Origin of the sequence: Microbacterium sp. BH-3-3-3, from assembly GCF_007679045.1 — a bacterium.
Classification (GTDB): Bacteria; Actinomycetota; Actinomycetes; order Actinomycetales; family Microbacteriaceae; genus Microbacterium; species Microbacterium algihabitans.
The window spans coordinates 74,928-101,629 of the sequence record NZ_VEFS01000001.1; the positions used below are offsets into that span (position 1 = coordinate 74,928).

23 protein-coding genes are annotated in these 26,702 nt (G+C 70.5%); 1 reads left to right on the forward strand and 22 read right to left on the reverse strand.

Features of this window, described 5'->3' with window-relative positions:
* Positions 1–9 precede the first annotated feature (9 nt).
* The 22 genes from hisD to FS769_RS00550 form a co-directional block, all read right to left on the reverse strand.
* Positions 10–1,311 carry a histidinol dehydrogenase gene (hisD, locus tag FS769_RS00445; protein WP_144827934.1) on the reverse strand — a complete coding sequence of 434 codons (1,302 nt, stop codon included), beginning with the start codon at positions 1,309–1,311 and terminating at the stop codon, positions 10–12.
* Between the two features lie 211 nt (positions 1,312–1,522).
* Positions 1,523–2,863, reverse strand: a complete 1,341-nt coding sequence (locus tag FS769_RS17005; RefSeq protein ID WP_260979655.1) for a hypothetical protein — start codon at positions 2,861–2,863, stop codon at positions 1,523–1,525.
* Positions 2,864–2,970: 107 nt separating this feature from the next.
* On the reverse strand, positions 2,971–6,435 hold the full coding sequence (gene dnaE / locus FS769_RS00455) for a DNA polymerase III subunit alpha (RefSeq protein WP_396652410.1): 3,465 nt from the start codon (positions 6,433–6,435) through the stop codon (positions 2,971–2,973).
* Positions 6,436–6,619: 184 nt separating this feature from the next.
* On the reverse strand, positions 6,620–7,543 hold the full coding sequence (locus FS769_RS00460) for an RluA family pseudouridine synthase (protein ID WP_144827940.1): 924 nt from the start codon (positions 7,541–7,543) through the stop codon (positions 6,620–6,622).
* Between the two features lies 1 nt (position 7,544).
* Positions 7,545–8,129: a signal peptidase II gene (gene lspA / locus FS769_RS00465; RefSeq protein WP_144827943.1), complete on the reverse strand. Its 585-nt coding sequence runs from the start codon at positions 8,127–8,129 to the stop codon at positions 7,545–7,547.
* A 9-nt stretch (positions 8,130–8,138) separates the two neighbouring features.
* Positions 8,139–8,771: a DivIVA domain-containing protein gene (locus tag FS769_RS00470; RefSeq protein ID WP_144827946.1), complete on the reverse strand. Its 633-nt coding sequence runs from the start codon at positions 8,769–8,771 to the stop codon at positions 8,139–8,141.
* A gap of 134 nt (positions 8,772–8,905) precedes the next feature.
* Positions 8,906–9,208: a YggT family protein gene (locus FS769_RS00475; protein WP_144827949.1), complete on the reverse strand. Its 303-nt coding sequence runs from the start codon at positions 9,206–9,208 to the stop codon at positions 8,906–8,908.
* Positions 9,209–9,210: 2 nt separating this feature from the next.
* Positions 9,211–9,681 carry a cell division protein SepF gene (locus FS769_RS00480; RefSeq protein WP_144827952.1) on the reverse strand — a complete coding sequence of 157 codons (471 nt, stop codon included), beginning with the start codon at positions 9,679–9,681 and terminating at the stop codon, positions 9,211–9,213.
* A gap of 31 nt (positions 9,682–9,712) precedes the next feature.
* Entirely contained in the window at positions 9,713–10,399 is a 687-nt protein-coding gene (locus FS769_RS00485; RefSeq protein ID WP_144827954.1) for a YggS family pyridoxal phosphate-dependent enzyme, read from the reverse strand.
* Between the two features lie 66 nt (positions 10,400–10,465).
* The gene (gene ftsZ, locus FS769_RS00490) at positions 10,466–11,653 is read right to left on the reverse strand and encodes a cell division protein FtsZ (protein ID WP_144827957.1); all 1,188 of its coding nucleotides are present in this window, start codon (positions 11,651–11,653) and stop codon (positions 10,466–10,468) included.
* A 151-nt stretch (positions 11,654–11,804) separates the two neighbouring features.
* Positions 11,805–12,731 (reverse strand): FtsQ-type POTRA domain-containing protein, encoded by a 927-nt coding sequence (locus FS769_RS00495; RefSeq protein WP_144827960.1) that lies wholly within the window; start codon positions 12,729–12,731, stop codon positions 11,805–11,807.
* Between the two features lie 2 nt (positions 12,732–12,733).
* Positions 12,734–14,140, reverse strand: a complete 1,407-nt coding sequence (gene murC / locus FS769_RS00500; protein ID WP_144827963.1) for a UDP-N-acetylmuramate--L-alanine ligase — start codon at positions 14,138–14,140, stop codon at positions 12,734–12,736.
* A gap of 238 nt (positions 14,141–14,378) precedes the next feature.
* Positions 14,379–15,452, reverse strand: coding sequence for a glycosyltransferase (locus FS769_RS00505; RefSeq protein ID WP_144827966.1), 1,074 nt, complete (start codon positions 15,450–15,452; stop codon positions 14,379–14,381).
* An 86-nt stretch (positions 15,453–15,538) separates the two neighbouring features.
* A complete protein-coding gene (gene ftsW, locus FS769_RS00510; protein ID WP_144827969.1) occupies positions 15,539–16,789 on the reverse strand; it encodes a putative lipid II flippase FtsW in 1,251 nt (416 codons plus the stop codon).
* A 10-nt stretch (positions 16,790–16,799) separates the two neighbouring features.
* Positions 16,800–18,317, reverse strand: coding sequence for a UDP-N-acetylmuramoyl-L-alanine--D-glutamate ligase (gene murD, locus FS769_RS00515; protein WP_144827972.1), 1,518 nt, complete (start codon positions 18,315–18,317; stop codon positions 16,800–16,802).
* The gene (gene mraY, locus FS769_RS00520) at positions 18,314–19,420 is read right to left on the reverse strand and encodes a phospho-N-acetylmuramoyl-pentapeptide-transferase (RefSeq protein ID WP_144827974.1); all 1,107 of its coding nucleotides are present in this window, start codon (positions 19,418–19,420) and stop codon (positions 18,314–18,316) included. The genes murD and mraY overlap by 4 nt, the downstream gene beginning before the upstream one ends.
* Positions 19,417–20,829: a UDP-N-acetylmuramoyl-tripeptide--D-alanyl-D-alanine ligase gene (murF, locus tag FS769_RS00525; protein ID WP_144827977.1), complete on the reverse strand. Its 1,413-nt coding sequence runs from the start codon at positions 20,827–20,829 to the stop codon at positions 19,417–19,419. Before murF ends, mraY begins: the two co-directional genes overlap by 4 nt.
* A gap of 64 nt (positions 20,830–20,893) precedes the next feature.
* A complete protein-coding gene (locus FS769_RS00530) occupies positions 20,894–22,693 on the reverse strand; it encodes a penicillin-binding protein 2 (RefSeq protein WP_144827980.1) in 1,800 nt (599 codons plus the stop codon).
* Positions 22,694–22,698: 5 nt separating this feature from the next.
* Positions 22,699–23,328, reverse strand: coding sequence for a hypothetical protein (locus FS769_RS00535; RefSeq protein WP_144827983.1), 630 nt, complete (start codon positions 23,326–23,328; stop codon positions 22,699–22,701).
* On the reverse strand, positions 23,325–24,278 hold the full coding sequence (gene rsmH, locus FS769_RS00540) for a 16S rRNA (cytosine(1402)-N(4))-methyltransferase RsmH (protein ID WP_186325367.1): 954 nt from the start codon (positions 24,276–24,278) through the stop codon (positions 23,325–23,327). Before rsmH ends, FS769_RS00535 begins: the two co-directional genes overlap by 4 nt.
* 98 nt (positions 24,279–24,376) lie before the next feature.
* Positions 24,377–24,808, reverse strand: coding sequence for a division/cell wall cluster transcriptional repressor MraZ (gene mraZ, locus FS769_RS00545; protein ID WP_013583202.1), 432 nt, complete (start codon positions 24,806–24,808; stop codon positions 24,377–24,379).
* Positions 24,809–25,173: 365 nt separating this feature from the next.
* Positions 25,174–25,554, reverse strand: a complete 381-nt coding sequence (locus tag FS769_RS00550; protein ID WP_144827989.1) for a DUF3040 domain-containing protein — start codon at positions 25,552–25,554, stop codon at positions 25,174–25,176.
* Between the two features lie 64 nt (positions 25,555–25,618).
* On the opposite strand from FS769_RS00550, the gene FS769_RS00555 reads away from it, so the two are divergent.
* Entirely contained in the window at positions 25,619–26,701 is a 1,083-nt protein-coding gene (locus FS769_RS00555) for a polyprenyl synthetase family protein (protein WP_144827992.1), read from the forward strand.
* The last annotated feature ends 1 nt before the right edge of the window (position 26,702 follow it).

Consider the following 26,702-nt stretch of genomic DNA (forward strand, 5'->3'; position numbering starts at 1 on the left):
GACTCCGGCCTACGCGTCGAACCGCGCGGTGACGGCCTCGCCGTGCGCGGGCAGAGCCTCGGCGTCGGCCAGGGTGACGATGGCCTCGTGCACGGCGGCGAGGGCCGCGCGGTCGTATTCGACGACCTGCTGAGGGCGGAGGAAGGTCGCGGCGGACAGCCCGGCGCCGTAGCGCGCCTGTCCCCCGGTGGGCAGCACGTGGTTGCTACCTGCGAGGTAGTCGCCGAGGCTGACCGGCGTGTACGGCCCGACGAACACGGCACCGGCGTTGACGAAGTCTTCGGGCCGGGGGTCGGCCAGGTGCAGTTCGAGGTGCTCCGGCGCGTACGCGTTGCTGAAGGCGGTGGCCTGCGCGATGTCGTCGACGAGCACGACCGCGGACTGCGGTCCGTGGAACGCGGCGGTGACGCGCTCGGTGTGGCGGGTGGCCTCGACCCGGGCGGGAAGCGCGGCGGCGACCGCGTCGGCCAGGGCGACCGAGTCGGTGACCAGGACCGCGGAGGCCTGTTCGTCGTGCTCGGCCTGGCTGACGAGGTCGGCCGCCACGAGGGCCGGAACCGCGCTGTCGTCGGCGACGACGAGGATCTCGGTGGCCCCCGCCTCGGAGTCGGTGCCCACGCGGCCGGCGACGGCGCGCTTGGCCGAGGCGACGAAGTTGTTGCCCGGCCCCGTGACGACGTCGACGGGGTCGAGTCCGATCTCGGCCACGCCGTAGGCGAAGGCGCCGATGGCCCCGGCGCCGCCCATCGCGTAGACCTCGGTGACGCCGAGCAGCTTGGCCGCGGCGAGGATGACGGGGTGCACGCGACCGCCGAACTCCGACTGCGGCGGGGAGGCGAGCGCGACCTCGCGCACCCCGGCGACCTGCGCGGGCACGACGTTCATCACCACGCTGGAGGGGTAGACGGCCTTGCCGCCCGGCACGTAGAGACCGACCCGGCGCACGGGCTGCCAGCGCTGCGTCACGCGCGCTCCCTCGCCGAGCTCCGTCACGACCGGGGCGGGCACCTGCGCCGCCGAGGCCCGACGCACGCGCGCGATCGCCTCGTCGAGGGCGGAACGGATGCCGGGATCGAGGTCGCGCAGCGCCTCGTCGAGGTGGTCGGCGGGAACCCGCAGGGCGTGGTCGGTGACCCGATCGAAGCGCGCAGCCTGCTCCCGAAGGGCTTCTTCGCCCCGACGGGCGACGTCGTCGACGAGTCGCGCGGCCGTGGCGAGGGCCTCGTCACGGGCGGCGTCGGCGCGGGGGACGACGGCGAGGAGCTCGGCCGGCGAGAGCACGCGGCCGCGGAGATCGATCGTGCGGAGCATGCGTCCAGGCTACCGGCCGCCCGCGGACGCCCTCGCGCGCCCGCGTGGGCTCGCAGCGTGTGCTCAGGCGCGCGGCGCGGCAGTCAGCTCGACGCCAGGAGGGCATCGAAGCCCACCGGGGAGGATGGTGGCACCGAGGTCGCCCCGCTCCGACCCGGGAACGACGAAAGGGGCCGCTGCGAGAAACGCAGCGACCCCTTTCGGGTCGGCCTCAGCCGCGGGTCACTCCCGAGACGTCGTGCAGGTAGCCGATGCGACCGTCGTCGTGGCGGACGACGAACGCCTCTCCGCGGTCCTCGATGACGAGGGCCCACGCGGTGGGTCCGATGCGGAAGATCGGCGTGCCGTAATCGTCGACCACGTCGCGCTCCTCGGGGACGAGCGCCCAGAACGCCTGCGCGTGCGGGTGCGCCTCGCGCTCGTCGCGCGCGTGCTCGTGGTGGTCGCGGTCGCTCGGCTGCTCCGAGAGCGCGGTGTGGGCGTCGCTGCTGCGACGCGCGTAGCCGGTGCGGTGCTCGTCGGCGTCGTGGTCGTCGCGCAGCGACGCGAACACGTCGGTGTCGTTGTCGTCGTGCGCGGCGGGCATCACGCTCGTGCGCGGGTGCGCCTCGGCCTCGGCGTGTGGCAGATCGGTCGAGCCCGTGTAGCTGCCGGGCGTCGGTGCGTCCTCGACGGGTGCCGGATGCGTCGTCGCCGCGGTGCGGGCCGGTCGCGGCGTACGCGGACGCGCGGTGACGGGGCGAATCGGGCGCGCGTTGCGGTGCGCGGCGACCTCTTCGCGGCCGCGGAAGTCGGCCGAGAACGGAGGAATGAACGGCGCGAAGACCGTGAGCACGACTCCGGCCAGGAGGAGCACCGCCTCGACCCAGATGACCCAGGAGCGCGTCCAGATGCCCGTCTCGTTGAACACGGCTACGGTGTCCCACACCCATGCGACCCAGACGAGGGCCGAGACCGTGAATGCGACGGAGGCGAACTGGTCGATGCCGAGCGATCCGACGCGGCGGATGCCCTGCGGCGACAGGCGACGCAGCACGAGGAGCCCCACCGCGACGGTGGGCAGCGCGACGGTCGGGATCCACCACAGCCCCGACAGCCAGACGTTCTGTCCGCCGATCAGCACCCCCGACGGCGAGTCGAGGATGTTCGTGCGGAAGAACGAGACGAAGAACGCCACGACCCAGATGCCCAGCAGGCTGACCTCGCGGATCGAGAACGGTCCGACGCCGTACTGCACGTCGCCCGAGGGGCGCTCACGGTCGCGGTCGTGCGCTGCGGCGTTGGCGTGAGACGCCGCGGGGACGGATGACACGGGGGTGTGCTCGGCACGCGAGGAGCGTGCGCTCGCGGCGGCCGCGTAGCCGGCCGAGGACGAGGAATCGTCGTCGAGCATGTCGCCGTCGGCGTCGGCCGAACGGGTGCCGGTGTGCGGGAAGGTGTCGCGTTCCGCGGCTTCGTGCGCGGAGACATCGGGGACGACGGGGGCGACGGTGTCGCGCTCGTCGGGGGCATCGGGAGACGTGACGCCGTCGTGGGGGTTCTGATCGGTCACGGTGGTCCTTTCGACAGAGGCGCCGAAGCGCCCGGTCATCCTAACCAGGTGGTCTACGGCATCCGCTGGGCTTGCGGCGGAAGCAGGAGGAAGAGGCGGCGGTGACCTCAGCCGAGGCAGTTGGGGCCGAGCAGGCCCTTGAGCTCTCCGAAGAGGTCGGCCGTCACGCGCACGGGCATCGGCACTTCGAAGACCTTCGCGGTGCCGCCCTTGTGAAGCTTGAGCTGCACCTCGGTCGAGCCGGCGTGGCGACGGAGCATCTGCGCGAGCTCGCCGACGAGCGCCTCGTTGGCCCGCTGCTCGGGGACGACCAGCGTGAGTCCCCCGGTCTCGTCGAGTCCTTCGAGATCGGGGGCGAAAGCGCTTTGGGCGTGCAGATTCAGCCCGTCGTCGCGACGAGACACGCGCCCGCGCACGACCATGATCGAGTCGGCGACCAGCGCCGGGGCGAACTCGGCGTAGGTCTTGCCCATGAACATCACGGTCACCTCGCCGTTGAAGTCCTCGACGGTGACCATGCCGTAGGGATTGCCGCTCTGTTTGGCGACGCGGTGCTGCACGCTCGTGAGCAGACCCGCCACGGTCACCTGATCGCCGTCCTGCACGTCTTCGGACGCCAGCAGATCGTGGATGGAGGTGGACGCGTGCTTCGCCAACGGCACCTCGAGACCCGCCAGAGGGTGGTCGGAGACGTAGAGGCCGAGCATCTCGCGCTCGAACGCGAGCTTGTCCTTCTTGGTCCACTCGGGTCGCTCGGGCACCTTGACGACCTGTTGCGGTTCGTCCCACAGCGAGTCGAAGTCGAAACCGACCTCGCCGTTCGCCTCGCGCTTCTTGTCGATCACGGCGCCCTCGCAGGCGTCTTCGTGCACCTCGATGAGCGCGCGGCGCGTGGACCCGAGTGAGTCGAACGCCCCCGCCTTGATGAGGGACTCCACGGTGCGCTTGTTCGCCGCGTGCGCGGGGACCTTCGCGAGGAAGTCGTGGAACGACGTGTACTTGGCGTCCTGCCGCGACGCGACGATCCCTTCGACGACGTTGGTGCCCACGTTGCGGACGGCGCCGAGGCCGAAGCGGATGTCTTCGCCGACGGCCGCGAAGTACCGGATCGACTCGTTGACGTCGGGCGGCAGCACTTTGATGCCCATGCGGCGGCACTCGTTGAGGTACACCGCCATCTTGTCTTTGGAGTCGCCCACGCTGGTGAGCAGGGCGGCCATGTACTCGGCCGGGTAATGCGCCTTGAGGTAGGCCGTCCAGTACGACACGAGACCGTAGGCCGCGGTGTGCGCCTTGTTGAAGGCGTAGTCGGCGAACGACTCGAGCACCTTCCACAGCGTCTGCTGTGCGACCTCGCCGAAGCCGCGCTCGGTCATGCCGCCGAAGAAGATCTCTTTCTGCTTGTCGAGCTCGCTCTTCTTCTTCTTGCCCATCGCGCGGCGCAGCAGGTCGGCCTGGCCGAGGGTGTATCCGGCGACGCGCTGGGCGACGGCCATCACCTGCTCCTGGTACACGATCAGGCCGTAGGTGGTGTCGAGGATGTCGGCCAGCGGCTCTTCGAGCTCGGGGTGGATCGGCTCGATCTCCTGCTGCTTGTTCTTTCGCAGCGCGTAGTTGATGTGCGAGTTCACGCCCATGGGGCCCGGGCGGTACAGCGCGAGCACCGCCGAGATGTCCTCGAAGTTGTCGGGGCGCATCAGGCGCAGGAGCGAGCGCATCGGCCCCCCGTCGAGCTGGAACACGCCCAGCGTGTCGCCGCGAGCGAGCAGTTCGTACGACGCGGGGTCGTCGAGCTCGAGCTCTTCGAGCACGAGGGGGTGGCCGCGGTTGGCTTCGATGTTGTCGAGCGCGTCGTTGATGATCGTGAGGTTGCGCAACCCCAGGAAGTCCATCTTGATCAGGCCGAGCGACTCGCAGGCCGGGTAGTCGAACTGCGTGACGATCTGACCGTCTTGCTCGCGGCGCATGATCGGGATGATGTCGATCAGCGGCTCGCTCGACATGATCACACCGGCCGCGTGCACGCCCCACTGGCGCTTGAGGTTCTCGAGACCGAGCGCGGTGTCGAACACCGTCTTCGCCTCGGCGTCGGTCTCGATGAGCGTGCGGAACTCGCTCGCCTCTTTGTAGCGCGGGTGCTCGGGGTTGAACATGCCGTCGAGCGGCATGTCTTTGCCCATCACCGCGGGCGGCATGGCCTTGGTGAGCTTGTCGCCCATGCTGAAGGGGAAGCCGAGCACGCGACCGGCGTCTTTCAGCGCCTGCTTGGCCTTGATGGTGCCGTACGTCACGATCTGCGCGACGCGCTCGTCGCCGTACTTCTCGGTGACGTACTGGATGACCTCGCCACGACGACGGTCGTCGAAGTCGACGTCGAAGTCGGGCATGGAGACGCGGTCGGGGTTGAGGAAGCGCTCGAAGATGAGACCGTGCTGCAGGGGGTCGAGATCGGTGATCTTCATCGCGTAGGCGACCATCGAGCCGGCGCCCGACCCGCGACCGGGTCCGACGCGGATGCCGTTGCGCTTGGCCCAGTTGATGAAGTCGGCGACGACGAGGAAGTAGCCCGGGAACCCCATCTGCAGGATGACGTCGGTCTCGTACTCGGCCTGCTTGCGCACGGCATCCGGGATGCCGTCGGGGTAGCGGTCGTTCAGGCCGTTCTCGACCTCTTTGATCATCCAGCTGCCCTCGGTCTCGCCCTCGGGGACGGGGAAGCGGGGCATGTAGTTGGCCGAGGTGTCGAACTCGACCTCGCAGCGCTCGGCGATCAGCAGGGTGTTGTCGCAGGCCTCGGGATGGTCGCGGAAGACCTGCCGCATCTCGGCGGGCGACTTGACGTAGTAGCCGTCTCCGTCGAACTTGAAGCGCTTCGGATCGTCGAGGGTCGAACCCGACTGCACGCAGAGCAGCGCCGCGTGGCTGGTCGCGTCGTGCTGGTGCGTGTAATGGAGGTCGTTCGTGCCGAGGAGCGGGATGTCGAGGTCTTTCGACAGCTTGAGCAGGTCGCTCATGACCCGGCGTTCGATCGACAGCCCGTGGTCCATGATCTCGGCGAAGTAGTTGTCTTTGCCGAAGATGTCCTGGAACTCCGCCGCGGCGGCGCGGGCGGCCTCGTACTGCCCGAGGCGCAGGCGCGTCTGCACCTCGCCCGAGGGGCAGCCGGTCGTCGCGATCAGGCCCTTGCTGTAGGTCTGCAGCAGTTCGCGGTCCATGCGGGGCTTGAAGTAGTAGCCCTCCATGCTCGCCTTGGACGACAGGCGGAACAGGTTGTGCATGCCCTGCGTCGTCTCGGACAGCAGGGTCATGTGGGTGTAGGCGCCCGAACCCGACACGTCGTCGCTCTGCTGCTCGGGGGTGCCCCAGCGCACGCGCGTCTTGTCGGAACGGTGGGTGCCGGGGGTGACGTAGGCCTCGATGCCGATGATCGGCTTGATGCCGGCGTCTTTCGCGGTCTTGTAGAACTCGTACGCCGCGAAGGTGTTGCCGTGGTCGGTCACGGCGATCGCGGGCATGCCCTGTGTGACGGCCTCTTGGACCATCGGACCGATGCGCGCCGCGCCGTCGAGCATCGAATACTCGCTGTGCACGTGAAGGTGAACGAAGGAGTCTGCTGCCACGGATCGAGTCTACGTTCGGCCTCCGACATCGGCCCCTCGATGTTCGCGGCGGACTCCCTGCTCGCGGGTGTTCACCGGGCGCGTCGGACGGCGCCGAGTCAGCGCCGGCGGCGTGTCGGCGCCGGTCGCGCCGGGATCAGACGCCGTCGCCGAGAAGGTCGAGCGCGTGCGCGAGGTCGGCCGGGTAGGGCGACTCGAACTCGACCCGCTCCCCCGTGCCCGGGTGCGCGAACGCCAGCCGATGCGCGTGCAGCCACTGGCGGGTGAGGCCGAGGCGCGCGGACAGCGTCGGGTCGGCGCCGTAGAGCGGATCGCCCGCGCACGGATGCCGGTGCGCGGCCATGTGCACGCGGATCTGGTGCGTGCGCCCGGTCTCGAGGTGGATCTCGAGCAGCGAGGCGCGCGGGAAGGCCTCGAGGGTCTCGTAGTGGGTGATCGAGTCCTTGCCGTCGGGGGTCACGGCGAACTTCCACGAGTGGTGCGGATGCCGTCCGATCGGCGCGTCGATGGTGCCGGCGAGAGGATCGGGGTGCCCCTGCACCACGGCGTGGTAGATCTTGTCGACCTCGCGCTCTTTGAACGCGCTCTTGAGGAGCGTGTAGGCGCGCTCGGTCTTGGCCACCACCATGAGACCGCTCGTGCCGGCGTCGAGCCGGTGCACGATGCCGCGACGCTCGGCCGGGCCGCTCGTGGCGATACGGAATCCGGCGGCGGCGAGGGCGCCGAGCACGGTCGGGCCCTCCCACCCCACGGAGGGGTGAGCGGCGACACCGGCGGGCTTGTCGACCACGACGATCTCGTCGTCGTCGTGCACGATGCCCAGGTCGGGCACCTCCACCGGAACGATCTCGGGGTCGCGCTTGGGCTCCCACTCGACGCTCAACCACGCGCCCGCGTGCAGGCGGTCGCGGCGGCCGGCGATGCGTCCGTCGACGCTCACTCCCCCGGCGTCTGCGACCTCCGCCGCGAACGTGCGCGAGAAGCCGAGCATCTTGGCCAGCGCCTGGTCGATGCGCGTTCCCTCGAGCCCGTCGGGGACGGGCAGGCTCCGCGACTCCATGTCAGCGGGTGCCCGGGTCGTGCGGCGCGGCGACGTCGTCGGACGCGTCGGCTTCGGCGGCGCGCGAGGCGCGGGTCTCGCGGGTGCCGTCGAGACGCAGGCCGAACAGCACGAGCAGCGCGACCGAGATCATCATCGTGACGATGAACATGTCGGCCACGTTGTAGATGGCGGGCATCATCCACGGCGTCGAGATGAAGTCGACGACGTGTCCGACCGGGAAGCCGGGCTCGCGCACGAGTCGGTCGGTCAGGTTGCCGAGCACGCCGCCCAGCAGGAGGCCGAGCACGACGGCCCACAGGCGCGAGCGCACGCGGCGGATGCCGAGGTAGATGATCACGCAGGCCACGACGGCCAGCGCGATGGTGAACAACCACGTGACGCTCTCGCCGAGCGAGAACGCCGCTCCGGGGTTGCGGACGAGGTAGAACTGCAGGAATTCGCCGATGATCGGCACGACGCGCTCAGCGGGGAGCGAGGCGATCGCGGCGGTCTTCGCCAACTGGTCGGCGGCCAGCACCAGTACCGCGAGGATCGCGATGATGATGCCGGCCGCCGCCGAACGCAGGGGTGATCGACTGCGCAAAGAGTCGGCCTACAGACCGATCGCCGACACCGGCGTCGAGCCCGAGGAAGACGCGTTGGTGTCGAGGTCGCGGAGCTGGCCCTCGATGTACGAACGCAGCTGCGAGCGGTAGTCGCGCTCGAAGTTGCGCAGCTCGGTGATGCGGGCCTCGAGGGTCACGCGCTCCTTCTCGAGACGCGAACGCTCTTCGCGGCCCTTCTGCTCGGCCTCGGCCACGATCGACGCGGCCTGCGCCTGCGCCTCGCCGATGAGCTGGTCGCGCTGGGCCTTGCCCTCGGCGACGTGCTCGTCGTGCAGACGCTGCGCGAGCTCGATGATGCCGGCGCTCTGCGCGGCGGGCTCGACGTCGGACGACGCGGGAGCCGAGACCGGGGCGGCGACGGGGGCCGGAGCGGCCTCTTCGACCTTGGGCTCCTCGGCCTTGGGCGCCTCGGCGACGGGGGCCTCGGTGGTGGCGGGGGCGGCCTCGCCCGACTCGTACGCCGCGAGCTTGGTCTTCAGCTCATCGTTCTCGGCGATGGTCTTGCGCCACTCCACGACGATCTCGTCGAGGAAGTCATCGACCTCATCGGGGTCGAAGCCCTCCTTGAAGCGAACGTGCTGGAACTGCTTGGTGACGACGTCATCGGGGGTCAGTGCCATGGTGTTTCCTCTTTCGAGAGCTCTGAATCGGAACTGTATGGGGGTGTCGCACCGGGGCGTACCGCTTCGGAACAGCATAGCCGCCGCCCTCCATCGGTGTCGAAGGGCACGGACGAAGGGCGGCGGTGAGGGCGTTACGCGGCCGCGAGGGACCGCGTGACGCCCAGCAGCAGGAAGCAGACGAACATGACGATCGCGAAACCGAAGTCGATCGCGATCCCCCCGATGCGCAGGGGTGGGACGACGCGACGGATCAGCTTGATGGGCGGATCGGTCACGGTGTAGACGATCTCGGCGATCACGAGGGTGGCGCCACGGGGACGCCACTCACGGTTGAACATCGGGATGTACTCGAGCACCAGGCGCGCGAGCAGGAACACGATGTAGACGAACAGGATCGCACTGAGGATGGAGCCGATGAGGCTCAGGACGGCCACTGTTACTGGGACGCGAAGGGCGCACCCTCGGGGTCGGCCTGCGCGATCGCACCGTCGCCGGACACGGCGATGTTCTCGGGAGAGAGCAGGAACACCTTGCTCGTCACCCGCTCGATGCGGCCGTACAGTCCGAGCGAGAGTCCGCTCGCGAAGTCGATCAAGCGACGCGCGTCGGCGTCGCTCATCTGCGACAGGTTGATGATGACCGGGATTCCCTCGCGGAAGTTCTCGGCGATCAGCTGCGCGTCGCGGTACTGCTTGGGGTGCACCGTGAGGATTTCGCTCACGGGTCCGACCGAGGGCTGGCGCACCACGGTGGGACGGTGCAGGGGGGTCACCGGCGCGGCCTTTTCGACCGGAGCTGCGGGCGCTGCCTGCTTGCGCGCGATGGGCTGCGGCGCGGTCTCCTCATAGGTCTCTTCCTCGTCGGCGAGGCCCAGGTACACCATGGTCTTCTTCAGGGGGTTCGACATCGCATCCTCCGTTCGCTCGTCTGGTTCGAGGCTACTGGCGCGCGGGTCTCGGGCCCGTGATTGCGGAGCCGATCCGCAGGTGTGTCGCGCCCATCTCGATCGCTTCGGGGAAGTCGCCGGTCATGCCGGCCGAGATCCACGTCGCGTCGCCCACGACCGCGCGTGTCGCGTCGGCGCAGCGACGGAGGCGCTCGAACGCCCGCGCGGGTTCTTCGTCGAGGGGGGCGACGGCCATCACGCCCCGCAGTCGCAGGCTCGACAGGCCCGCCACGTGCGTCGCGAGCGCAGAGACACCGTCGGGGTCGACCCCGCCGCGGCCCGGGTCGTCGGTCAGGTTGACCTGCACGAGCACGTCGAGGGGCGCGGCATCCGGATCCGCTGCGTGCAACGCGTCGGCGATGCGCGCGCGGTCGACCGAGTGCACGGCATCCGCCGACGCCCGCACCGCACGCGCTTTGTTCGTCTGCGCCTGGCCGATGAAGTGCCAGGTGAGATCCCGGATGCCGTCGAGCTCGGCGCGCTTGGCGGTGAGCTCCTGCTGCCGGTTCTCGCCGACGTGCCGCACGCCCAGCTCGTACAGGTCGGTAACCAGCGCGGCGGGGTGGAACTTCGTCACGACGATGCGGGTGATCTCGTCGAGGTCGCGTCCGGCCGCGCGGGCGGCGTCGCGGATGCGCTCGTCGACGGCGGCGAGGCGGTCGGCCAGGGCGTTGTCCATGAGGCTCCTTCGACGACGAGAGCGGGCCCGGTGAGACCGGACCCGCTCTCGTCGAGGCGGTCGTGCTTACTTGAGGAAGTCCGGAACGTCGAGGTCGTCGTCGGCGTAGCCGGCGTCGTACGAGGTCTCGGGCACGCGGGCGGTGACCGGCGCGGGCTCGGGGCGACGCTCGGGCGCACGCTCGGTCGAGCCCTTCTGCTCCTCGGCCGCGTCGAGGTCGCGCGCGACCTCTTCGGCGGGGATGACGGGGACGACCGGGGCGGATGCCGGGCGCTGGGCGCCGACCGCGTCGATGCGCAGCGAGGGCTCGCCGCCGTCGAAGCCGGCCGCGATCACGGTCACGCGCACCTCGTCGCCGAGGGTGTCGTCGATGACCGTACCGAAGATGATGTTGGCCTCGGGGTGAGCCGCTTCCTTCACCAGCTGGGCGGCGTCGTTGATCTCGAAGATGCCGAGGTTCGAGCCACCCTGGATCGACAGCAGCACGCCGTGCGCACCCTCGATCGAGGCCTCGAGCAGCGGCGACTCGACGGCGAGCTCGGCGGCCTTGATGGCGCGATCCGCCCCGCGGGACGAACCGATGCCCATGAGGGCGGAGCCGGCACCCTGCATGACCGACTTGACGTCGGCGAAGTCGAGGTTGATGAGACCGGGGGTCGTGATGAGGTCGGTGATGCCCTGGACACCGGCGAGCAGCACCTGGTCGGCCGTGGCGAACGCCTCGATCATCGAGATGCCGCGGTCGCTGATCTCGAGCAGGCGGTCGTTCGGGACGACGATGAGGGTGTCGACCTCTTCTTTCAGCCGGCCCACACCTGCCTCCGCCTGGCTCTGACGACGACGACCCTCGAACGAGAAGGGCTTGGTGACGACACCGATGGTCAGGGCGCCGATCGACTTGGCGATCTTGGCGACGACGGGAGCACCGCCGGTGCCCGTTCCGCCACCCTCACCCGCGGTGACGAAGACCATGTCGGCGCCGCGCAGGGCCTCTTCGATCTCTTCCGCGTGGTCCTCGGCGGCGCGTCGGCCGACCTCGGGGTCGGCGCCGGCACCCAGGCCGCGCGTCAGTTCACGACCGACGTCGAGCTTGACGTCGGCGTCGCTCATGAGCAGCGCCTGTGCGTCGGTGTTGATCGCGATGAACTCCACGCCGCGCAGGCCGAGCTCGATCATGCGATTGACGGCGTTGACGCCGCCCCCGCCCACACCGACGACCTTGATCACGGCGAGGTAGTTCTGGTTGTGGCTCATGCCGGCCTCCGTTTGTCCCCGAACCCGAAACTCTAAACCTCATGTTGAGGGTTAAAGAATTGCCCGGTATGCAATTCCTTAAGTTGAAGGTAGGTCGCCGCGCGCACGCCACGGGACCGACACGCGGAGTGTCGGAGGATCGCTTCGGATATCAGCGGACGACGCCGGCTTCGGGCGAGGTCACGTCGTACTCCTTGACGCGATCCGGCGGGCTCTTGGCCATCAACCGGTCGAGCACGATCGCCTTCTCGGCCGAACGGTCGGCACTCCCCCACACCACACGCGACCCGGTGGCGCCCAGGGTCAGCGTGACGTCGTCGGGGGTGGATGCCGACACCGCGGTCACCTGCGCGCGCACGGTGTCGGGGAGAGCCCGGACGACCCGGCCCGCCGCACGGAACGCCGCGGAGTCGGGACCGCCCGCGATATCGAGCACGGGCTGACCGGCCGGAGCCTCGGGCGTGGTCGACAGGGCGACCCCGGCGGCATCCACCACCGTGAAGCCCGCCGGACCCTGGATCGCCCCGATGGGCGTGCGCTCGACGATGCGCACCACCAGGTCGTGCGGAGGACGCGCTTCGAGCGTGTACGACTCCACGAGCGGGAAGCGCACGAGCGCGGCCTTGACCGCACTGTCGTCGACCATCGCGAGAGGAGTGCCGATCTGGCCGCTGAGCGCGTCGGTCACGGCGGCGACGTCGAGCGACGACGCGCCCTCGATGTCGATCTTCTCGACCGCGAACAGCGGGCTGTACGCCGCTCCGGCGGTGCCCAGCACCATCACCAGGAACGCCGCACCCACGCCGATCCACACGCGGCGACGACGGCGCTGGCGCACGGTGAACCGGCGCACCTCGGCCGAGAGGGCGCGCCGACGCGCTCTCGACGCGCGCCAGACGTCGCGCAGGCTCGCGCCCTCGGCATCCGGAACCCGCTCGTCGACGGGCGGAACCTCGGTGCGCGCGAGAGGGAGGATCGGAGCGGTCTCGTCGGCCGTCGGCGCGGCGACCGGCTCGCGCGGGGTCTTGGCCGGGCGAGCGGAGGCCGGAGTCGACGGCAGGGGCGAGGGCCGCTCCACGATCAGACCGCCGCGGCCTCGGTGCGCGACAGCGCGTCGAGCACCTGCGGGATGATCTGGTACACGTTGCCGCAGCCGAGGGTGATGACGTAGTCGCCCGGGCGGGCGATGCCGGCGGTGTAGTCGGCCGCCTGCTGCCAGTCGGGCACGTAGTGCACGTGCGCGGGGTCGGCGAACGCTCCGCTCACCAGCTCTCCCGTCACCCCGGGCACCGGGTCTTCGCGCGCGCCGTACACGTCGAGCATGACCGTGTGATCAGCGTGCGACTCGAGCACCTCGGCGAACTCGCGGTACATCTCCTGCGTGCGCGAGTACGTGTGGGGCTGCTGAATCGCGATGATGCGCCCCTCGCCCACGACGGTGCGGGCGGCGGAGAGGGCCGCGGCGACCTCGGTGGGGTGGTGCGCGTAGTCGTCGAAGACGCTGACCCCGTGCTGCACGCCGTGCAGCTCGAACCGGCGGACCGTGCCGCCGAAGCCCTCGACCGCGCGCGCGGCGTCGGCGAGGGAGTGCCCGAGCACGCGCAGCACGGCGACCGCGCCGGCGGCGTTGACCGCGTTGTGGGCGCCGGGCACGCGCAGCTGCACGTCGACGCTCTCGCCGTCGGCGGTGAGGGTGAAGGCGACGGGTCCGTCGGTGCGGATGCCGCTGAGGCGGACGTCGGCTGCGGCGTCCTCGCCGAACGTGACCACGTGCGCGTGTGTGATGCGCTCGCGCACCGACCGGGCGCCCGGGTCGTCGGCCGAGATGACGACGGCCTCGCGGGCGGCGTTCGCGAAACGGGCGAACGCGGCGTCGAACGCGTCGCGCGAGCCGTAGTGGTCGAGGTGGTCGGGGTCGACGTTCGTGATCAGCGCGACCGAGGTGTCGTAGAGCTCGAACGTGCCGTCGGACTCGTCGGCCTCGATCACCACGAGGTCGTCGGAGCCCGTGCCGCTGGAGGCACCCAGGTCGGCGATGACGCCGCCGTTGACGAAGGTCGGGTCGACCTCGAGGGCGCGGAGGGCCGTCACGATCATGCCGGTCGAGGTGGTCTTGCCGTGCGCACCCGCGACCGAGACGAGGCGGCGCCCGCCGATGAGCCAGTGCAGGGCCTGCGAGCGGTGGATCACGTGCAGCCCGCGCTCTTTGGCGGTGACGAACTCGGGGTTCTCGGGCCAGATCGCCCCGGTGTGTACGACGGTGTCGGCGTCGCCGAGATGAGCCGCGTCGTGACCGACGTGCACCGTCGCGCCGCGGGCGGCGAGGTCGCGCAGGGCCGCGCCGTCGGAGCGGTCGGAGCCGGAGACCCGGATGCCGCGGTCGAGGAACATGCGGGCGAGTCCGGACATGCCCGATCCCCCCACGCCGATGAAGTGCGCGGAGGTGATGGTCTCGGGGATGGGGAGGCTCAGGTCGGGTCTGATCATGGCGTAGCGAGTTTACGTCGCCGATCCTGCGCGTCGGCCTCGGCGCGCTGGCGGGCGGGGCGCCGGGTGATCCGGGGCGGCGGCGCGGTCGGGGCGGCCACCGTCCTGCGGAGTCGACCGTCGACACGCCGCGGGTCCCGCGTCCCGGGACGGCGTGTCGGGCGCGGAATCCGCAGGACGGCCGGGCCGGAGCGGACGGCGCCGGGGCGGACCGGGGACGGCGGGTGGGGTCAGGGGCTCAGCGCGCCAGGGCCTCGTCGACCAGGGCGATCACGTTCTCGGTACCGGTGCGGATGCCGGTGCGCGCGGCAGCGGCCCGCATGGCGTCGCGGCGCTCGTCGTCGGCGAGCAGCGGCACGATCTCGGCGCGCACCCGCTCCGGCGTGAGGTCGGCGTCGGCGATGAGCAGCGCCGCGCCCGCGCGCACGGCCGCGGCGGCGTTGAGGCTCTGCTCGCCGTTGCCGACCGCGTACGGCACGTAGACGGCGGGGATGCCGAGGGCATTGATCTCGCTGACGGTCGCCGCGCCCGAGCGCGACACCACGAAGTCGGCGAGGGCGAAGGCGAGGTCCATCCGGTCGACATAGCGCACGACGGCGTACCCCTCGACGCCCGGGTCGGGCAGGTCGGAGTTCTGGCCGGTGACGTGCAGCAGCTGCCATCCGGCGTCGAGCACGTCCTGCCACGCACCGCCGAACGCGGTGTTCAGTCGCAGCGCGCCGAGCGAACCGCCGAACACCAACAGAGTGCGCTTGGCCGCATCGAGTCCGAAGTGCGCGGCCGCCTCGGCGCGCAGAGCCTCGGCGTCGAGCTCGACGATCTCGCGACGCAGCGGCATCCCGACCTCGCGGGCGCCGCGCAGAGGGGTTCCGGCGAACGCGACGCCCACGCCCGCGGCCGACCGCGCGCCCAGCACGTTCGCCAGGCCCGGCTTCGCGTTCGCCTCGTGCACGACGAACGGCACGCGCTCGGCCCGCGCGGCGAGATACGCCGGCGCCGCCGCGTAGCCGCCGAAGCCCACCACGACGTCGATTCCGCGCTCGCGGATGAGGCGCCTCACGTGCGAGATCGCGCGCACGAAACGCATCGGGAACGCCGCCGCCGCCCGATCGGGGCGACGCGGGAAGGGCACCTTGGCGACCGTGAGCAGTTCGTAGCCACGCAGGGGCACAAGCCGCGCCTCGAGACCCTCCCGGGTGCCGAGCACCAGCACGTCGGCCGCGGCGTCGCGCGCGCGGAGGCCGTCGGCGACGGCCAGCAGGGGGTTCACGTGCCCGGCGGTACCGCCGCCGGCGAGGAGGTAAGTCGTCACCGTACGACCCTAACGAGGTCGCGGGGCGTTCCCGCCCGGGGCGCCCCGGCCACGTGAGCGGGTACGGGGGTGTCGCCGCGAAATGCTCAGCCGCGCGAGCGCGGGGCCGCCCCACGGCGCGGCGCTCGCGGCGCCGAGACGACCTCGGTGCGGCGATCGGGCAACGTGCGCGCGCACGACAGCAGCACGCCGCACGCGATCAGCACCGACAGCAGCGAGGTTCCGCCCTGCGACATGAACGGCAGGGGCACACCGAGCACGGGGAAGATGCGCAGCACGACGCCGATGTTGACGAGGGCCTGGCCGACGATCCACAGCGTGATCGCGCCGGCGATCATGCGCACGAAGGTGTCGTCGGTGCGACGGACGATGTGGAACGCGCCCACCGCGAAGATCGCGAACAGCAGCAGCACGACGATGCACCCGATGAGTCCGAGCTCCTCGCCGATGATGGCGAAGATGTAGTCGTTGGCGGCGGCAGGCAACCAGTCGTACTTCTCCTTCGAGTTGCCCAGGCCCAGACCGAACAGGCCGCCGCTCGCGAGCCCCCAGATGCCGTGCAGCGACTGGTAGCACGAGGTGTAGTAGCACGACGCGTCGTCGGGGTTGAACAGGCTCGCGATACGCGCCATGCGGTTCTCGCTGCCCACGGCCGAGGCGAGCACGACGGCGAGGGCGAGCACGGCAGGGATGACGAACATGCGCAGCTTGATGCCGGCGAAGAACAGCGCGCCGAGCACCACGAGCACGAGGATCATCACGGTGCCGAGGTCTTTTCCGCCGAGCACGGTGCCGATGACGAGCACGGAGACGGGCACGACGGGGATGAACACGTGCTTCCACGACGTCAGCAAGTGGCGCTTGCGGTACAGCACCGCGCCCATCCACAGCGCCAGGGCGAGCTTGAGGAACTCCGCGGGCTGGAACTGGAAGCCCGCGATGTTCACCCAGTTGCGGTTTCCGTACGAGGCGATACCGAGCCCGGGCACGTACACCAGCATCTGGAACGCCGTGGCGAAGATCAGCACGGGCCACGCCACGCGCTTCCAGAACTGCATCGGCATCCGGCTCAGGACGAACATGAGCGGGATGCCGACCACGGCGAAGATGCCCTGCTTGAGCACGTGGTCGAACGGCGTCTGACCGTTGTCGAGCGCCGAGGTCGCCGAGAGCACCATGACCAGGCCGAATCCGGTCAGCAGCAGGGCGGCGGAGGCGATGAGGAGGAACTCGCTCGGCACGGGGCGGAAGGCCCGGCCCAGCGAGACGCGGGCCGCGAGACCCGCGCGCGCGGGTTCGTCGGGGCTCTGCCGCGGACGAGGCGCCGTCGTGGTCACGCGTGTCCTCTCAGTCCTGCGGTCGTGATGCTCCGTCGTGGCCGGCGATCCAGGCCCGCACCGCGTCGGCGAATCGCGTGCCGCGGTCGGAGTAGGACGCGAACTGATCGAAGGATGCCGCCGCCGGAGCCAGGAGAACCGTGTCTCCGTCCCGCGCCACACCCGCCGCCAGTTCGACGACCTGCGCCATGACGTCTTCAGTCTCAGCGTGGTCGACCTCGAACAGCGGCACCGCCGGGGCGTGTCGCGCGAACGCCGCGACGATGTCATCGCGCTCGGTGCCGATCACGATGGCCGCGCGCACCGTCGCGCCGCGCGTGCGCACGAGGTCGCCGAGGTCGACGCCCTTGAGCAGCCCGCCCACGATCCACACGGCTCCGGGATACGCCGCCAGCGACGAGGCCGCGGCGTGCGGGTTGGTGGCCTTGGAGTCGTCGACCCACGTGACGCCCCGGTGGGCGCCGACGACCTGTATGCGGTGCGGGTCGAGGCGGAAGCGCTCGAGCGTGTCGAAGATGTGCGCCGGTGTCGCTCCGAGGGAGCGGGCGAGGGCGGATGCCGCGAGGATGTTCGCCACCATGTGCGGCGCCGCGAGACCCCGCTCGGCGAGGTCGGCGATCGTCGTGAGCTCGAGGGCCGAGGTCGCGCGCTCCTCGAGGAAGGCGCGGTCGACCAGGATGCCGTCGACCACACCGAGGTCGCTGGGGCCGGGCACGCCGAGGTCGAAGCCGATGGCGCGGGCGCCCTCGACGACCTCGGCGTCTTCGACCATCTCGCGGGTGGCGGCGTCGGCCTTGTTGTAGACGCAGGCCACGCGCGTGCGGGCGTAGACGCCGGCCTTCGCCGCGCGATACGCGTCGGCTCCGCCGTGCCACTCGAGATGGTCGTCGGCGAGGTTCAGGCATACCGCGGAGTGGGGCGAGAGCGCGTCGGCGCCGCTCTGACGGTTGAGGTACCAGAGCTGGTGGCTCGAGAGCTCGACGACGAAGACGTCGAAGCCGCTCGGGTCGCGCACCGCGTCGAGCACGGGCGTGCCGATGTTGCCAACGGGTACGGCGCGCATCCCCGCCGTCATCAGCATCTCGGCCGTGAGGCGCGTGGTGGTGGTCTTGCCGTTGGTGCCGGTGATGAGCACCCAGTCGGCGGGTCGGCCGTCGGCGCGCACGACCTTGTCGCGCACGCGCCATGCGAGCTCCACGTCGCCCCAGAGCGCGATGTCGTGCTCGAGGCTCCAGCGGATCACCGGGTGGTGGGGCGGGAAGCCGGGCGAGGCGACGACGACCTCGGGGGCGAAGGCGGTCAGCGCCTCGGGCACGGTGTCGAGCGACCCCTCGTGCAGCGCGACGCCGATCACCGGCAGCAGCCGGGCGTACTCGGCATCCGCCCGCTCGGTCACGACGAGCACCTCGGCGCCGAGCTCGGCGAGGGTGTCGGCGACCGAGAAGCCCGTGACCGACAGGCCCAGCACGGCGACGCGCAGGCCCTTCCAGTCGGCGTGCCAGCTGGTGAGGGTGGTGAGGTCGGTCATACGCGTGCAAGCCATTCGACGTAGAAGAATCCGATGCCCGAGACGGCGAGCAGGCCCGCGATGATCCACATGCGCACGACGATGGTGACCTCGGGCCACCCGCGCATCTCGAGGTGGTGGTGCAGGGGACTCATGAGGAACAGCCGCTTGCCCCGGGTGACCTTGAAGTAGGCCCGCTGCAGGATCACGGAGCCCGACGCGATGACGTAGACGCCCGCGATGAGCACGAGCAGGATCTCGGTGCGGGTGAGGATCGCCATGGCGGCGATGACGCCGCCGATCGCCATCGAGCCGCAGTCGCCCATGAAGACCTTGGCCTTGGGCGCGTTCCACCAGAGGAACCCGACCAGGGCGCCCACGAACGAGGCCGACACGATGGCGAGGTCGAAGGGATCGCGCACCGCGTAGCAGCCGGCCTGGACCGTCGGGTCGAGAGCCTCGGCGCACATCTGCTTGTTCTGCCAGAAGGCCATGAGGCTGTAGGCGCCCACGACGAAGATGCCCGAGCCCGCGGCCAGGCCGTCGAGGCCGTCGGCGACGTTGACGGAGTTGGATGCCGCCGTGCCGATGAACGAGATCCATGCCAGGTAGAGCAGCCAGCCGAGGATGGGGCCCAGGGCGAACAGCGAGAGCACCTGGATGTCGCGGAACACGGAGATGTACTCCGACGCCGGTGTCTGTCCGATGGCGTTGGGGAAGTTGAGGGCGACGATGGCGAAGGGCACGGCCACGATCACCTGGCCGGCGATCTTGCGCCACCCCGACAGTCCGAGGCTGTTCTGGTAGTGCACCTTCATGTAGTCGTCGATGAAGCCGACCACGCCGAAGCCGAGCATGAGCCACAGCACGAGCAGACCCGAGATCGTCGGCGGGTTGTTGCCGGCGAACGAGCCGATCAGGTAGCCGACGATCGTGCCGAGGATGAAGATCGTGCCGCCCATCGTGGGCGTGCCGCGCTTGGCCCCGTGCGAGGGGTTGTGCACGTTCTCGGGCGTGCGGATGACCTGGCCCCAGCCCCACTTGCGGAACCAGCGCAGGAACACGGGCGTGAGGAACAGGGTGAACGCCAGCGAGATCGCCGCCGCGGTCAGAAGTGATCTCACGCGAAGAGCTCCCCGAGTCGGTCGCCGAGGTGTCGCAGCCCGGCCGAGTTGGACGACTTCACCAGCACGCGGTCGCCGTCGCGCAGCTCGGTCGAGAGGTAGTCGAACGCGGCGTCGGCGTCGGCGAAGAACACCGCCTCGCCGTCCCACGAGCCCTGAGCGATCGCCTCGAGGTACATGCGGCGCGCCTCGGGCCCGATCACGACGATGCGCTGGATGCGCAGACGCACGGCGAGCAGGCCGACGCGGTCGTGCTCCTCGTCGGCGTACTCCCCCAGCTCGCTCATCGCGCCCAGCACGGCCACCGTGCGCTCGTCGGGGCCGGTGATCTGCGCGAGGGTGCGCAGGGCCGCGGCCATCGAGTCGGGGCTGGCGTTGTAGGCGTCGTTGATGATGCGCACGCGGTCGGAGCCGAGCGGCTGCATGCGCCAGCGCTCGGCGATCTCGACGGTCTCGAGGCGCGCGACCGCGTCGGCTGCGGACACGCCGAGGGCGGTGGCGGCGGCCAGGGCGGCGAGGGCGTTCATCACGTGGTGCTCACCGAGCACCCGCAGGGTGAGGGTGAAGGGTTCTCCGTCGACCAGCAGGTCGGCGCGGGTGCCGGATGCCGAGACCTCGACGTCGACCGCGCGCACCTCGGCCCGCTCGCCCCGGCCGAACCAGCGCACCTGCCGGCCGCGCTCGCGCGCGATCGGCTCCATCGCCGCGACGCGGGGATCGTCGGCGTTCAGCACGGCGAGGCCGCCCTCGCGGGTGGCCTTGACCAGCTCGCTCTTGGCGTGGAACGTCGATTCGATGCCGCCGAAGCCTCCGGCGTGGGCCATGCCCACCATCAGCACGACGCCGATGTCGGGGGTGACCAGGCCCGCGAGGCGCGCGATCGCGCCGGGGGCGCTGGCGCCGAACTCGCTCACGAGGTAGCGCGTGGCATCCGTCACCCGGAGCATCGTCAGCGGCGCGCCGACCTCGTTGTTGAACGAGGCGCGCGGGGCGACCGTCTCGCCCTCGCCCTCGAGGATGCGCGCGAGGAGGTTCTTGGTGGTCGTCTTGCCGTTGGAGCCCGTGATGCCGACGATCTTCAAGTCGCCGTGCGCGCGCACGCGCGCGACGACGTCGCGGGCCAGGTCGGCGAGGGCGGCCACGACGTCGGCGACGACGATCTGGCTCACCTCGGCCTCGACCTCGCGCTCGACGATCGCGAGAGCCGCTCCCCGCTCGACGGCGGTGCCGACGAACAGGTGCCCGTCGGTGGTCTCACCGGGCTTGGCGACGAAGATGTCGCCGCGCTCGATGAGGCGGGAGTCGGTGTCGACGAGCCCCGAGACCGTGGTGTCGGGGGTGTCGCCGGAGCGGACGACGAGGCGCCCGCCGAGCACGTCGGCGAGGTGGGAGAGGCTGGTGGAGATCATTGCTGTGCGGACGCCCTTTCCGTGTCGCATTCGTTACCGAGACGAGACCGGCGTCGGCGGTGTCTCAGCCGAACTTGGGCAGTTCGGGGGTCGTGGTTCCGGACGGAATCACGCGGTAGGTCTTGAGAACCTGCGTGAGGGCCTTCTGGAACGCGGGGGCGGTGGCCGCGGACGATTTTACCGTCCGCGGTTCGTCGAGGTTGACCTCGACCACGTACTGGGGGTCGTCGGCGGGGGCGAAACCGATCATCGTCGTGAAGTACGCGTCGCCCTTGTAGGCCCCGGTGGTGGGGTCGGTCTTCTCACCGGTACCGGTCTTGATGGCGATGCGGTAGCCGGGGATCGCGACCTGCTTGGCGAGGGTCCCCTGCGTGGCGACGTTCTCGAGCATGAGTCCGACCTGGTGCGCCGCGTCGGCCGAGACCACGCGCTCGCCCTGGGCGTCGGGCACGTCGGTGACGGTGCCGTCGGCCGCGGTGCAACCCTCGACGATCGAGAGCGGCATGCGCACTCCCCCGTTGGCGATGGTCTGGTACGCCCCGGCCAGCTGCGGCACGGTGACCGAGATGCCCTGGCCGAAGGTCGTGTTGTAGAAGGTCTGCTTGTCCCAGCCGGCGGGGTCGCGCATGATGCCGCCCGATTCGCCGGGGAACCCGACGGCGGTCTGCTGCGTGAGGCCGAACTTCTCGAGGTACGACACACGGGTGTCGAGCGGGATCATCTCGCCGAACTTCGAGATGCCGACGTTCGAGGAGTCGATGAGCACGCCCGTGAGGGTGTAGTTGTTCGCGGGGTGCGAGAACGAGTCCGAGACGCGCGAGCCGCCAGGGAGCGTCTCGCTCGACGACGCGGTCACGGTGGTGTCGGAGGTGAACGACCCGCTGTCCAGACCGATCGCGGCCGTGATGGCCTTCATCGTCGAACCCGGCTCGTTGGGGTTGCCGAAGGCCGCGCTGCCGCGGTCGTTCTCGGGCGTCGCGGTGGGGTCGTTGGGGTCGACCGAGGGGTACTCCGCGAGCGCGCGGATCTTGCCGGTCTTCGCCTCGACCACCGTGATGGTGCCCGACAGCGAGCCGGTGTTCTGCACCTGCTCGGCGATGAGCTGCTGGAGGTACCACTGCAGGTCGCGGTCGATCGTGAGCGTGAGCGTGCCGCCGTCGACGGCGGGCTGGGTGACGACCTCGGTGCCCGGAAGCACGACGCCGTCGCGGCTTTGCTGGAAGACGACCTTGCCGTTGCTCGAGGCCAGGCACGCGTTGTCGGCCCCCTCGAGGCCCGCGAGGGGCTGTCCGTCGCTGCCGACGAAGCCGAGCAGGTTGCCGGCGACCGCGCCGTCGGGGTACATGCGTCCGGCCTGCGGAGGGAAGCTGAGGAACGGCAGGTGCAGGTCGACCAGCGCGCGGTACTGCTCGGTCGAGACGCTCCGCGCGATCATGGCGTACCGCGAGTCGGGGTTCTCGGCCACGGCGTCGGTGACGATCTTCTCGACGTCGGAGGCCTCCTGGCCCGTGACCGCGGCGATCTGCGCGGCCAGCACGGGCCACGCGGTGGTGGTGCCGTCTTCGTCGTCGTCGTCGGTGCGGGTGGTGATGCCCTCGACCGCGAGCTTCGGGTCGATCTGTACGTCGTAGCGGTTGACGGCGGATGCCAGGGTGACGCCGTTCTCATCGACGATCGAGCCCCGCGAGCCGTACTCGGTGCGCGAGCTCTCGAGGCCCATCGCGAGCGAGTCGTCGACGTGGGTGCGTGCGTTGACGACCTGGATGTCGACCAGGCGCACCACGAAGGCGAGCAGGACGACGAGGACGATCGAGAGGGCGACGACGGTGCGACGCCGCGGGGACCGGGAGGTTGTCGTCGTCATGGCTCTCATCGTGTCGCGGGAGTCGGCAGACCGTCGCTGATCGACGGGGGTGTCGCGGATCCGGCGGGCGGGGTGGCCGCACCGGTCGTCGTCGTCCCGGCCGTGGCGTCGGCGGCGGGAGCCTCCGTCGCGGCGCCGTCCGCCGTCGTCGAGGCAGCGGGGTCGGTCACGAGCGGCACGCCGGCGATGAGCGCGTTGCGCACGGAACCGCGCCCCATGGCATCCACCGACGACACCGCGTCGGCGGGCTTGTCGGAGCCGATCACGGCCCCGTCGCTCAGGCGCAGGTAGGTCGGCGATTCGTCGATCACCATGCCGAGCGCGGCGGCGTTGGCGGCGAGGTACTGCGGCGACGCGAGCCCGGCGCTCTCGTCGTTCAGGATCTGCTTCTGGTACGTCAGGTCGCGCTGCTGCTGGGTGAGCGAGGCGATCTCGAACGAGCTCTGCGTGGTCAGGATGCCGAGACCCATCTGCACGAGCACGATCAGGAGGGCACCCGTGACCGCGATGACGCCGAAGAGGCGACGCGGGGCGCGGCGGCGGGCGGTCGCGGGGACGACGGTGAGCCGACGCTCGCGGACCGGCGTCGGGAAGTCGGGCAGGAAAGCCGCATCGATGGCCTGTGGTGCACTCATGCGTCCTCCTGGATTCGCTCGGCCGCCCGCAGGCGAACGGGGGTGGCGCGGGGGTTGACCGCGCGTTCTTCCTCGGATGCCAGCTCGGCACCGCGCACGAGGAGCGTGAACTTGGGCGCGTGCTCGGGCAGCTCGACCGGCAGGCCGCGAGGCGCGGTCGAGGTCGACGCGTCGGCGAACACGCGCTTGACCAGTCGGTCTTCGAGCGACTGGTACGACAGCACGACGATGCGGCCGCCGACGCCCAGCACGTTGAGAGCCGCGGGGATCGTGCGCTCGAGCACCGAGAGCTCGGCGTTGACCTCGATGCGCAGGGCCTGGAACACGCGCTTGGCCGGGTGACGCTCGCGCAGCACCGCCGCGGGCGTCGCCGCCTGCAATACGTCGACCAGCTGACCCGAGCGCTCGAGGGGAGCCTCGGCGCGGGCGGCGATGATGGCGCGGGCGTAGCGGCCGGCGAGCTTCTCTTCGCCGTACCGCTCGAAGATGCGGCGGAGGTCGCCCTCGCCGTAGGTGGCGAGTACCTCGGCGGCGGTCACGCCGGTGGTCTGGTCCATGCGCATGTCGAGCGGGGCGTCCTGCGCGTAGGCGAACCCGCGCGAGGCCTCGTCGAGCTGCAGCGACGACACGCCCAGGTCGAACAGGATGCCGTCGACCTTCGAGACGCCGGCGGATGCCACGGCCTCGGCGATGCCGTCGTAGACGGTGTGCACGAGGGTGACGCGGTCGCCGAAACGCTGGAGGCGCTCCCCCGCGATGCGCAGGGCGTCGGTGTCGCGGTCGAGGCCGATGAGTCGGGCCTCGGGGAAGCGCTCGAGGAAGGCCTCGGAGTGCCCGCCCATGCCGAGCGTGCCATCGACGAAGACGGATCCGGGCTTCTGCAGGGCGGGACCGAGCAGTTCGGCGCAGCGCTCGAGGAGAACGGGAGTGTGGATGTCGCGGATGTCCATGATGTCGGGGTCCGATCCTTCGGCTCTGATCCCCATCCGCTCGACCTGGCGCCGGGGAAGTGCGTCAGGGCGTGCGGCTGGGCATCACAGCCGGAGGGTCAGAACAGTCCCGGGATCACCTCCTGCTCCATCTCGGCGTACGTCTCTTCGTTGCTCTCGGCGTAGGTGTTCCAGGCCTCGGCGTCCCAGATCTCGGCGTGGGCTCCGACGCCGGTGACGACGAGCTCGCGCCCGAGGCCGGCGTAGGTGCGCAGCGCCGGCGGAACGGTGATGCGGTTCTGGCTGTCCGGCTTCTCGGCGCTGGCCCCCGAGAGGAACATGCGCAGGAAGTCGCGGGCCTGCTTATTGCTGAGCGGGGCCTCGCGGATCCGCTCGTGCACGCGCTCGAACTCCTCGGTGCTGAACACGTAGAGGCAGCGGTCCTGCCCGCGCGTGATCACCACTCCGGCGCCGAGATCGTCACGGAACTTCGCCGGCAGGATGACCCGACCCTTGTCGTCGAGCTTGGGTGTGTGCGTACCGAGCAGCATTCGGGCGTCCACCCCCTTCGTCCGGCCTGCGAAGTTTCCCCCACTTTACTCCACCGCCCTCCACTTTGCTATCGAAAACCCACTCTTCTCGCGATGGGCGTCGCCGTGTACTGTGTCCGGACGCTTGACCGCGCACGTCGAAGATCCGCGTGGTTCCGCGGTTCAGCGGGCTCAGCGGGCGGTGGCGCCACCGCGAGTGGAGCGAAAGGGAGGGAAAACGCGCCTCACCCTTCCTCCCCCCGCGGCTCGCCCCCTCGCGAGCGCGCCCCGTCGACGCGTCGGAAGATCGTTCCGGATGCCGCGCCCAGGGCACGAAAAAAAGCACCGGCTCCGAAGAGCCGGTGCTTCAAAAAATCTGCGAGGGATCAGCGCCCTTCGTTGCGGCGATCCCACCTGTCGTTCATGCGGTCCATGAAGGATCCGCCCGAGGCGCGCGCGGCGCGCGGCTTCGTCGAGCGGGGAGCGGACGCCACGGCGCCGCGCATCGGCGTCACCGCGAAGATCACACCACCCACCATGAGCAGGAAGCCGAGCACGCCGATCGCGATGCCGAGGACGCCCGTGTTGAAGCCGACGGACACGCCCACGACGAGGGCGCCGAGGCCGGCGAGCACGAGGATCGAACCGAGGACGATGTTGCGGTAGCTGAGGGCACGACTGGGGGCGGTCACGACGTCGGTGTCGTTACTCATGAGATGGCGTTCCATCTCATCCAGCAGACGCTGCTCCTGCTCTGACAGTGGCATGCATCCCCCTCTATTGTTCGTTGCGGACGATTCTACGCGCGGCGTGGATCACTAGGCTAGGCCCGTGCCGACCTCCCCGGAACCGATCGAAGCTGTTTCCCAGCGACTCGACAAGTTCCTCACTGAACAGCTATCGTACGCCTCCGCACTGGGCCCTGAGGCGGAATCCCTCACCCGTGCGGGCGCCTCCGCCCTGCGGGGAGGAAAGCGCCTGCGTGCGCGTTTCTGCCTCACGGGCTGGCGGTCCGCCGGCCGCTCGAGCGCCTCGTTCGACGACGCCGCACTCGCCGTGGCGACCTCGCTCGAGATCTTCCACGCCGCCGCCCTCGTGCACGACGACCTCGTCGACAACTCCGACACCCGCCGGGGGCAGCCCGCCGCCCACCGCGCCCTGCAGGCGGCCCACCGCGACGCCGGCTGGGCGGGCGACTCCGACGCCTTCGGCCGCTCGGGCGCGATCCTGCTCGGCGACCTGCTGGTGGCCTGGAGCGACGACCTGCTCGAAGAGGGGCTCGCCTCGAGCTCCCCCACGGCCGCGGCCACCCGTCGCGCGTACGCGCAGATGCGCCGCGACGTGACGATCGGGCAGTTCCTCGACGTCGCCGAAGAGTCGGCCTACACCGTCTACCTCGATGAGACGCACGCCGAGCGCGCGCTGCGCGTCGCCTCGTACAAGTCGGCGCGCTACAGCATCCAGCAGCCCCTGCTGATCGGGGCCTCGCTCGCTGGCGCCGACGACGGGCAGCTCGACGCCCTCGGCCGCTTCGGTCACGACGTCGGCATGGCCTTCCAGCTGCGCGACGACGTGCTCGGGGTCTTCGGCGACACCGCGATCACCGGCAAGCCCGTCGGCGACGATCTGCGCGAGGGCAAGCGCACGGTGCTCGTCGCCTACGCCCGCGAGGCGATGCCCGCCGACGAGCGCCACGCGATCGACGCGCTGCTCGGCGACCCGGCCCTCACCGCCGAGCAGATCGGCACGCTCCAGCGCGCCATCGTCGACAGCGGCGCCCTCGCGCGCACCGAGGAACTCATCGCCGACTACGCGCGGCGCGCCGACGACGCCCTCGACGGGGCGAGTCTGGCTGCCGGGGCGGTCGACGAACTGCGCGCGCTGGCGCGAGCGGCGACCGAGCGCACCGCCTGAG

What these genes read in the sequence shown, in the direction of transcription:
- FS769_RS00480 (WP_144827952.1), bottom strand. Translation starts at nt 9,681, where the DNA reads ATGTCGAACCCCCTGAAGAAGACCATGGTGTACCTGGGCCTCGCCGAC.
- FS769_RS00470 (WP_144827946.1), bottom strand. Translation starts at nt 8,771, where the DNA reads ATGGCACTGACCCCCGATGACGTCGTCACCAAGCAGTTCCAGCACGTT.
- rsmH (WP_186325367.1), bottom strand. Translation starts at nt 24,278, where the DNA reads ATGGACATCCGCGACATCCACACTCCCGTTCTCCTCGAGCGCTGCGCC.
- FS769_RS00485 (WP_144827954.1), bottom strand. Translation starts at nt 10,399, where the DNA reads ATGGACAACGCCCTGGCCGACCGCCTCGCCGCCGTCGACGAGCGCATC.
- dnaE (WP_396652410.1), bottom strand. Translation starts at nt 6,435, where the DNA reads ATGCTCGACGGCGCGGCGCGCATCGGTCCGATGGTCCAAGAGGCCGTC.
- murC (WP_144827963.1), bottom strand. Translation starts at nt 14,140, where the DNA reads ATGATCAGACCCGACCTGAGCCTCCCCATCCCCGAGACCATCACCTCC.
- mraZ (WP_013583202.1), bottom strand. Translation starts at nt 24,808, where the DNA reads ATGCTGCTCGGTACGCACACACCCAAGCTCGACGACAAGGGTCGGGTC.
- murF (WP_144827977.1), bottom strand. Translation starts at nt 20,829, where the DNA reads ATGATCTCCACCAGCCTCTCCCACCTCGCCGACGTGCTCGGCGGGCGC.
- FS769_RS00535 (WP_144827983.1), bottom strand. Translation starts at nt 23,328, where the DNA reads ATGAGTGCACCACAGGCCATCGATGCGGCTTTCCTGCCCGACTTCCCG.
- FS769_RS00460 (WP_144827940.1), bottom strand. Translation starts at nt 7,543, where the DNA reads ATGGAGTCGCGGAGCCTGCCCGTCCCCGACGGGCTCGAGGGAACGCGC.
- hisD (WP_144827934.1), bottom strand. Translation starts at nt 1,311, where the DNA reads ATGCTCCGCACGATCGATCTCCGCGGCCGCGTGCTCTCGCCGGCCGAG.
- FS769_RS00530 (WP_144827980.1), bottom strand. Translation starts at nt 22,693, where the DNA reads ATGACGACGACAACCTCCCGGTCCCCGCGGCGTCGCACCGTCGTCGCC.
- FS769_RS00550 (WP_144827989.1), bottom strand. Translation starts at nt 25,554, where the DNA reads ATGCCACTGTCAGAGCAGGAGCAGCGTCTGCTGGATGAGATGGAACGC.
- ftsZ (WP_144827957.1), bottom strand. Translation starts at nt 11,653, where the DNA reads ATGAGCCACAACCAGAACTACCTCGCCGTGATCAAGGTCGTCGGTGTG.
- murD (WP_144827972.1), bottom strand. Translation starts at nt 18,317, where the DNA reads ATGACCGACCTCACCACCCTCACCAGCTGGCACGCCGACTGGAAGGGC.